Origin of the sequence: Trebonia sp., assembly GCF_049794275.1 — a bacterium.
Taxonomy (GTDB): domain Bacteria; phylum Actinomycetota; class Actinomycetes; order Streptosporangiales; family Streptosporangiaceae; genus Trebonia.
In genome coordinates, this window is the sequence record NZ_JBARCR010000208.1 from 1 (window position 1) to 6,656 (window position 6,656).

Sequence of the window (6,656 nt, forward strand, 5' to 3'; positions counted from 1 at the left end):
CCGCTACCGGGGCGCAGTCCGCGCTGGCGGCCGCCGGCGCCGCGGCGGGACCGGCGGCGCTTGCCGCGCAGAGCTACCGGGTGAGCATGATCACCACCGAGACGTTCACGGCGCAATCGGGCGGCGGCCACATCGTAGACATGGCCACCAAGGGCGCGTTCAACCCGGCACGGCACGCCGGCGCGGAGACGCTGCCGGTGAATCCGGAGATTCCCGCGATCACCGCGATCCGCTACATCGGCGGGTACGCCTATCTGTACTTCCCCGTTCCCGAGCCGGGGTCGCTAGGCACCAACGGCTTGCACTGGCTCAAGGCCACGGCGGACGCGCCGTCCGGCAACTTTGTGGATAACCTGCCCACCGACGCGGTGGAGGGCCTGGTCACGCCGGCGCACCTATTGGCGGAGCTGCGGTCGCTGACCACGCTGCACCTCGCCGGGCGGGCACACGGCCCGGGCTGGACCGGCACCCGGTACACGTTCACCGCCAACGACGTCGAACTGGACTCGGTGCCCCAGGCGGTGATCCACGGCAGCGTGACCGTGGACCGGCACGGACGGGTACGCCAGCTGCTGCTGCCCGCGGCCGCGCCGGCATCCTACGCGTCGGCAACCCACATCAAGACCCTCACGATCAACCTGACCTTCAGCGACTTCGGGGTCCGCGTACCGGTCCAGGCACCGCCAGCCAGCCAGGTCTACAACCCCGGGCCAGGCACGGGCTTCATTCTCCCCTTCGCAGTCCAGGGACCACCCCAGGCATAACCAGCCCCGGAAGTGGCCGCCGTATGATTCCGCGAGCACGTCGCAGGATGAATCGGCACGGGGCGGCATAGGTGACCAATGCAGAGGCCGTTCCTACCTGACCGCGAGCGAGGTCTTCCCGCTCGAGGTCCGGGCACAGGCCATCGCCGTGTTCTTCGCGATCGCGCAGCTCTCCGGCGCGTTCGGCTCGCACTGGTCGCTGACCATCTTCCGCTCTGGCGTCGACCGCGAGGGCATCGATCCAGCGGCACCGTGACCCCAGGGGGATATGGGGGGCTGGGAAGCCCCCATGCGGAGAACAGCGAGCTAGAACTTCATCCAGTGGTGGAAGCACTCGTAGGCCGCGTCCTTCTCAGCGAAGTGCGCGGCCTCCGAGCGCTTCACCGCCAGGTAGGCCGTCGAGCGCAGCGGGCCGAGCGCTGACATCAGCAGCGAATCGGCCTCAAGCGCGTCGAGGGCCTCGCTCAGCGAGGCGGGCAGCCTGACCACGGAAAGCCGCCTACGTTCCGACGAAGACAATGTCGCGGGATCGACAAGCAGCGGCTCGCCAGGATCGAGTGACCGGCGGATACCGTCGATGCCCGCGTAGATGAAGCCGCCGAGCGCGAGGTAGGGGTTCCCTGTCGAGTCGCTGGGCTTCAGCTCCAGGTTGACCGAGCCGGCCGCGCCGATCGGCGAGCAGAGCCTGACAGCGGCCTCCCTGTTGTCCGGGCCCCAGCAGCCGAACGCGCCGGCCCACATCGACGGCGCGAGCCGCCGGTAGCTGTTCACGCTGCCGCAGGTCAGCGCCACGAGACCGGGCAGGTGAGCGAGCACCCCGGCGAGGAAACGGTAGCCGAGCCTGGACATGCCGAACTGGCCTGACGGATCGATGAACGCGTTCGACCCGCCGGCCCACAGCGAGGCGTGCAGGTGGGCGCCGTTGCCCGCCTGGTCCGGCAGCGGTTTCGGCGCGAAGCTCGCCCACAGCCCCTGCCGGATCGCCACGGCCCGCACGGTCTCGCGCAGCAGGACGTGGTTGTCCGCCGCGCGCAGCGCCGTCGCGTGCCTGACGGGAACCTCTTGCTGGCCGTGGCCAAGCTCGGGGTAATAGTGCTCGACCTCTAGACCTTGTTTGTTCAGCGCGGCGACGAGGTCGATAATATAGTCGTGCGCCAGGTGAAAACCGGTAGCAGAGTAGCACAGGCTTTCGTCGACGGGGATTAGTTCCGCGCCTTCGCGGCGGCCGAGCGTGAACTCCGGCTCGAACGAGGCCTGCAGTTCGTATCCTTCGGCGGCCAGGTCGGCGATCGCCTGCTTGAGAAAGGTGCGTGCGCACCCGTCCCATGGCGTGCCGTCCGGGTTCACCTGATCGGCCAGCATAGCCGCGGCGCCGAACGCGTACGGCAGCGTGACGAAAGTGTTAGGGTCCGGCTTGATCCTGACCTCGCCGATCGGGCCCATGCCCTCGACCGGCTGCAGCTCGTCCATCATGGACATCGCCATCATCGCCCGGGTGTGGCCGATGCCGCTCTCGATCCGTTCGGCCAGCCGGGCCGCTGCCGCGGCCTTGCCGCGGATGATCCCGCCGTGGTCGGCGTACAGGAACCTGACAAGGGAGACGTTCTCTTCGCGTGCGCGCTGTGACACCTCGGTCATGGGGATCGCGGAGTGGAGACCCGGGCCTTGAGGCCGGGGAGGAAACTCCGCTTCACCTCCTCTGGAATGTCAGTGGTGGTCGCTAGTGTGTTCGTATGTCTCGGTATTGCCTGCTGCCCTCGCCTGCCCAGGAAGCTGTGCTGCGCGGCCACTGCGCGCATGCCCGGTTCGTGTGGAACCTGGCGGTCGAGCAGCACGCGCACTGGCGGCCGGGCCGTAACAGCGCGCCGGGCTACCTGGAACAGTGCAGGCAGCTCACGCAGGCGCGGGCAGCCCATCCGTGGCTGGCCCAGGGCTCCCAGACGATACAGCAGCAGGCCTTGCGGGACTTCGCCCAGGCGGTGGGCGCCTTCTTCGACCCGGCGAACCCGGCCAGGCGGCCGTCGTGGCGTAAGGCTGGGCGGGACGAAGGGTTCCGGATCGTGGGGCGGCGCGGCAAGCAGAGGGACGTCCGCCGCATGTCCCGCCACGTCGGCCAGGTCTGGGTGCCGAAGGCTGGGTGGGTGCGGTTCCGCTGGTCCCGCACGGTGCCCGAAGGGGTGAAGTCCTACCGAGTGACGATGGACCGCGCAGGGCGCTGGCATGTCGCCTTCGCCGCCGTCCCGGAACCGGTCCCGGCTCCCGGCACCGGAGAGGTTGTGGGCATTGACCGGGGCGTGGCTGTGTCCGCGGCGCTGTCGACCGGGGAACTGCTGCAGGTACCCGGCTTGACTGTGCGCGAACGCAAGCGCATACGGCTGCTGCAGCGCAAGCTCTCCCGCGCGCGCCGCGGCTCGAACCGCCGCAGGCGGGTGCGGCTGGCCATCGCCCGGCTGCGCGCTCGCGAGACTGACCGGCGCAAGGACTGGGCAGAGAAGGCCTCCACGGACATCGCCCGTCGGTTCGACGTGATCAGGGTCGAGGACCTGCGGATCGGGAACATGACCCGCTCGGCTAGGGGAACGGCCAAGGAGCCGGGCCGGAACGTCCGCGCCAAGGCTGGGCTCAACCGGGAGATCCTGCGGTCGGGCTGGGGCGTGCTGGAACGCCGCCTGCAGGATAAGGCGCCCGGAAGGGTCGAGAAAATCAACGCCGCGTACACGTCGCAGACCTGCTCGGGTTGCGGGCACCGTGATCCGGAATCGAGAGAGAGCCAATCGAGGTTCCGGTGCCGGGCTTGCGGCCTGACGATCAACGCTGACGTGAACGCGGCCAGGAACATCGCGGCGGAGCACGCCGCGACTGCGCGGGGAGGCGACGGGGCAGCCCGGCCCGTAAACCGCGAACCTCAACTACTTGCCCTCCTTAGCCGGACGTAAGTAGCTGGAATCCCCGCCTTCAGGCAGGGAGGATGTCAAGAGGAAGTTATATCTTCAGACCATGCCATCACGCCCCGGTCCCCGCGATCTTCGCGCGTCGGACACCGACCGCGAGCGGGTCGTCGCCGTGCTGTCTGAGGCGCTTGCCGACGGTCGTCTTACGAGGGAAGAACATTCGGAACGGTCTGAGGCCGCTCTCACCGCGCGCACCCTGGGCGACTTGGCGGGGCTGACCGCGGACCTGGCCATGCCCGACCGGCAGCCGCTCCGGCTGGACGGCGGGCAGGCCGTCGCCGCGATCTTCACCAGCGCGGAGCGCTACGGCCGGTGGGTCGTCCCGGCCAGCATGACCTGCTCCGCGGTCTTCGGTGAGGCGGTGCTCGACCTGCGCGAGGCGCTGCTGCAAGACCGGCACGTGGTGCTCAACGTGTACGCGTTCTTCGGGCGGATCCGGCTGATCGTGCCGGCCGGCGTCGAGGTCGTGATGAACGGAACAGGGGTAATCGGCCGGCAGCGCGGCGGGACGATGAGAGGGCTCCCTGAAGGCAGCGACGTCCCGGTAGTCGAGGTGCGCGGGTACGTGGTCGCGAGCGAGATCCTCGTGCGCACCCCGCCGCGGCCGCGGCGCTGGCTGCCGCGGTGGCGGCGGGCGCCGCTGACGTGACGGTCTTAGTCGTAGTTGATCGTGGAGTAGGCCTTCAGCTTCCACAGCGCTTGCTCGCTGCGGATGGACCTGATCGTGCCGGACCTGGACCGCATGACAAGCGAGTGCGTGGTCGCGCCGCCCGGCTTGTACCGCACCCCGTCGAGCAGCTCGCCGTCGGTGATCCCGGTGGCGGCGAAGAACACGTCGTCGGAGGAGACAAGGTCGTCGGTGGTAAGCACGCGGTTCAGGTCGTGGCCCGCGTCGAGCGCCTTGCGGCGCTCGGCGTCGTCCCGCGGCGCGAGCTTGCCGAGGATCACGCCGCTGAGGCACTTCAGCGCGCAGGCGGCGATGATCCCCTCCGGGGTGCCGCCGATGCCGAGCATCAGGTCGATGCCGGTGCCCTCCCTGGCGGCCATGATGGCGCCGGCCACGTCGCCGTCGGTGATCAGGTGGATCCTGGCGCCCGCCGCCCGGACCGCGGCGATCAGGCCCTCGTGCCGCGGCCGGTCCAGGATGACGACGGTGACGTCGTGCGGCGTGATGCCCTTCGCCTTGGCCACGGCGGCGATGTTGACCGCCGGCGGCGCGTCGATGTCCACCACGGCCGCAGCCTCAGGCCCGGCGGCCAGCTTGGTCATGTAGAAGACGGCGGACGGGTCGTACATCGAGCCGCGTTCCGCGACGGCGAGCACGGACACGGCGTTCGGCATCCCGTTGGCGCACAGCCGGGTGCCGTCGATGGGATCGACCGCCACGTCGCAGGCGGGGCCGGTGCCGTCGCCGACCTCCTCGCCGTTGAACAGCATCGGGGCGTTGTCCTTCTCGCCCTCGCCGATCACCACCACGCCCCGCATGGACACAGAGTTGATCAGCGACCGCATCGCGCTCACCGCGGCGCCGTCCGCGCCGTTCTTGTCGCCGCGGCCCACCCAGCGCGCGGCGGCCATCGAGCCCGCCTCCGTGACCCGCGCTAGCTCAAGGGCCAGGTTCCTGTTCGGCGCGTGCTGGCTGGGCTCCGGTGTGCCGGGAACGGCGCTGGAAGTCTCGGTCTGCTCGGTCATGCTTGGCTTCCTTCCCCGCGTCGGCCGGATCAGCCGCGGCGAGCCCAGGCCTGGTCGAGAGCGGCGCTGAACGTGCCGCCCGGCTGCGCGCCCGACACGCCCAGCGCCATGTCGAAAACGTAGAACGGGACGCCGCTGATGCCTAGCTCGGCCGCCTCACGCTCGTCCTGCCGGACCGCGTCGGCGTACGCGTCGCCGTCGAGCACCTCGGCGACGGCGGCTTCGTCAAGCCCCGCCGCCTTGCCGATCTCGATGATCACGTCCCGGTCGAAGACCTGCCGTGCCTGGCCGAAGTAGGCCTGGTTGAGCGCGGTGAGCAGCTCGCGCTGCACGCCCTTCTCCCGGCCGAGATGAATCACGCGGTGCAGGTCGAAGGTGTTGCCGACCGGCCGGTCGGCGTCGAAGCCGAGCCCCTCGGCCTGAGCCAGGTCGGCGACTCGCGCCTCGGCGGCGCGAGCCTGCGTTTCCGGCATGCCGTACTTCCTGCTGAGCATGGTGAGCGAGGTTTCCCGCAGGTCCTTCGGATAGCCGGGGTCCAGCTCGAAGGAGTGATAGACCACCTCGACCTCGTCGCCGTGCGGGAAGCCGCTCAGCGCCTTCTCGAACCGCGCTTTGCCGACGTAGCACCACGGGCAGACGACGTCACTCCAGATATCGACACGCATAGGTACAGGGTAGATGCCCGGCCCAGGCGGCCCGAATCCCGCTAGAAGGGGGTCTCGCCGTTCCCTGCTCCGTTGGCTTTGCCAGGCTCACGGTCGGCGGGGGCCGCGGCCGCGTCGTGTGCCGCCATGGCCGCGGTCAGCCTGGCCCTGGCGCCCTCCAGCCACTCGGCGCAGATCCCGGCCAGCCGCTCGCCGCGCTCCCACAGGTCCAGCGACTGCTCCAGGGAGAGGCCGCCCGCTTCGAGCCGCTTCACCACGCTGGTTAGCTCGTCCCGCGCCTGCTCGTAGGAGAGAGCCTCACGATCCGCCACGAAACGTATCCTACCCGTGGCCTACTCGTCGTCCACGGTGACGCTGAGCTGGTCTTCCGCGAACCGGACGCTGAGCTGCTCGCCGGCAGACACCGCCGCGGCGGACCTGACGACGCTGGAGTCGGCCTGCTGCACGATCGCGTAACCACGGGCCAGCGTCGCGGCGGGGGAGAGCGCGAGCAGCCGGGCGCGGGTGTGCGCGATGTCGTCCTCGGCCCTGGCGAGGCGGCCGGCCACGCACTGCCGCGCCCGTTGGGCCAGCGCGTCGACCAC

General features: G+C 70.0%; 8 protein-coding genes. 3 read left to right on the forward strand and 5 right to left on the reverse strand.

Features of this window, described 5'->3' with window-relative positions; translation table 11 throughout:
• Positions 1 to 764, forward strand: a 764-nt coding sequence (locus WA805_RS05975; protein ID WP_425241839.1) for a hypothetical protein, incomplete at its 5' end; no start/stop codon positions are given.
• Positions 765 to 1,070: 306 nt separating this feature from the next.
• Here WA805_RS05975 and WA805_RS05980 read toward each other — a convergent pair.
• Positions 1,071 to 2,402: a glutamine synthetase family protein gene (locus tag WA805_RS05980; protein WP_425241840.1), complete on the reverse strand. Its 1,332-nt coding sequence runs from the start codon at positions 2,400 to 2,402 to the stop codon at positions 1,071 to 1,073.
• A 95-nt stretch (positions 2,403 to 2,497) separates the two neighbouring features.
• On the opposite strand from WA805_RS05980, the gene WA805_RS05985 reads away from it, so the two are divergent.
• Positions 2,498 to 3,700 (forward strand): RNA-guided endonuclease InsQ/TnpB family protein, encoded by a 1,203-nt coding sequence (locus WA805_RS05985; RefSeq protein WP_425241841.1) that lies wholly within the window; start codon positions 2,498 to 2,500, stop codon positions 3,698 to 3,700.
• A gap of 61 nt (positions 3,701 to 3,761) precedes the next feature.
• A complete protein-coding gene (locus tag WA805_RS05990; protein WP_424560425.1) occupies positions 3,762 to 4,364 on the forward strand; it encodes a DUF1707 SHOCT-like domain-containing protein in 603 nt (200 codons plus the stop codon).
• Positions 4,365 to 4,369: 5 nt separating this feature from the next.
• Here the strand turns inward: WA805_RS05990 and glpX are convergent, their stop codons facing one another.
• The 4 genes from glpX to WA805_RS06010 all read right to left on the reverse strand — a co-directional run.
• A complete protein-coding gene (glpX, locus tag WA805_RS05995) occupies positions 4,370 to 5,407 on the reverse strand; it encodes a class II fructose-bisphosphatase (protein WP_422278310.1) in 1,038 nt (345 codons plus the stop codon).
• 29 nt (positions 5,408 to 5,436) lie between these two features.
• Positions 5,437 to 6,072: a DsbA family oxidoreductase gene (locus WA805_RS06000; protein ID WP_425241842.1), complete on the reverse strand. Its 636-nt coding sequence runs from the start codon at positions 6,070 to 6,072 to the stop codon at positions 5,437 to 5,439.
• A 41-nt stretch (positions 6,073 to 6,113) separates the two neighbouring features.
• A complete protein-coding gene (locus tag WA805_RS06005) occupies positions 6,114 to 6,383 on the reverse strand; it encodes an exodeoxyribonuclease VII small subunit (protein WP_422278314.1) in 270 nt (89 codons plus the stop codon).
• Between the two features lie 21 nt (positions 6,384 to 6,404).
• The coding region (locus tag WA805_RS06010; protein WP_425241843.1) for an exodeoxyribonuclease VII large subunit at positions 6,405 to 6,656 on the reverse strand (252 nt) is incomplete at its 5' end.

Excerpts from the sequence above, each read along its gene's own strand:
- WA805_RS05980 (WP_425241840.1), bottom strand. The coding sequence starts at position 2,402 with ATGACCGAGGTGTCACAGCGCGCACGCGAAGAGAACGTCTCCCTTGTC.
- WA805_RS05985 (WP_425241841.1), top strand. The coding sequence starts at position 2,498 with ATGTCTCGGTATTGCCTGCTGCCCTCGCCTGCCCAGGAAGCTGTGCTG.
- glpX (WP_422278310.1), bottom strand. The coding sequence starts at position 5,407 with ATGACCGAGCAGACCGAGACTTCCAGCGCCGTTCCCGGCACACCGGAG.
- WA805_RS06000 (WP_425241842.1), bottom strand. The coding sequence starts at position 6,072 with ATGCGTGTCGATATCTGGAGTGACGTCGTCTGCCCGTGGTGCTACGTC.
- WA805_RS05990 (WP_424560425.1), top strand. The coding sequence starts at position 3,762 with ATGCCATCACGCCCCGGTCCCCGCGATCTTCGCGCGTCGGACACCGAC.